The organism is Pseudomonas sp. CFBP 13711, from assembly GCF_014842265.1.
In the GTDB taxonomy this organism is placed as follows: Bacteria; Pseudomonadota; Gammaproteobacteria; order Pseudomonadales; family Pseudomonadaceae; genus Aquipseudomonas.
In genome coordinates, this window is the sequence record NZ_JACYVI010000038.1 from 1 (window position 1) to 898 (window position 898).

Annotated in this window: 1 protein-coding gene; it reads left to right on the plus strand. The window is 55.9% G+C overall.

Going from position 1 to position 898, the window contains the following annotated elements; all coding sequences use genetic code 11:
* Positions 1–890 (plus strand): IS3 family transposase (locus tag IFT47_RS27280; RefSeq protein WP_192175178.1); only part of this gene is annotated, 890 nt, incomplete at its 5' end.
* Positions 891–898 lie beyond the last annotated feature (8 nt).

Consider the following 898-nt stretch of genomic DNA (forward strand, 5'->3'; position numbering starts at 1 on the left):
TGACGTATAGGCTTGTTCGGCAACTGCAACAGAAGGCTTATTCGGTGGCGCATGTCTGTCGTGTACTGAACGTCAGTCGATCAGGTTTTTACGAGGCCTGTAAGCGGGCACAAGCGCCTGTTCGGCTAAGTTGCTCCGTTGTCGCGCAGCTCAAGGCATCGTTTGCCGAGAGCAACGGTTGCCGCGGAAGCCGCCCTTTAACCAAGGCTCTGCGGGCCAAGGGCATGCAAATAGGTCGCTATAAAGTCCGCCGCCTGATGCGAGCCCATGGTTTGCGCTCGGCGTGGAAACCCAAGTTTGTGCATACGACCGACAGCAAGCATGACCTGCCAATCGCTGAGAATGTGTTGAATCGACAGTTCGAAGCGCAGGCTATTAACACCGCCTGGGTCGCCGATATTACTTACATACAAACGCGTAGCGGCTGGCTCTATCTGGCCGTGGTGCTGGACTTGTTCTCGCGCAAGATCGTGGGTTGGGCGATGGCCCCAAACATGCCTGCAGAGCTGGTGTGCAGCGCGATGCAGATGGCCGTCGCGCAGCGTCAACCTCCACCTGGCTTGATCGCCCACTCCGATCGAGGCAGCCAATATGCGAGCGCAATCTACAGATCGCTGCTGGCCAGACACGCCATGCAGCAAAGCATGAGCCGTAAAGGTAACTGCTGGGACAATGCGGTGATGGAACGCTTCTTCCTGAGCCTGAAAATGGAGCGGGTATGGCGGCGCAATTACGCCAACCATGGCGAAGCGATACGCGATATCACTCAATACATCGTTGGGTATTACAACAATGAGCGGCTGCACTCGAAACTGGGTTATCTGCCACCGACCGTTTACGAACGGACGATGGCCTTGAAACCACCTATCGAGGTGTCCGGAATTAGTTGACCACTACA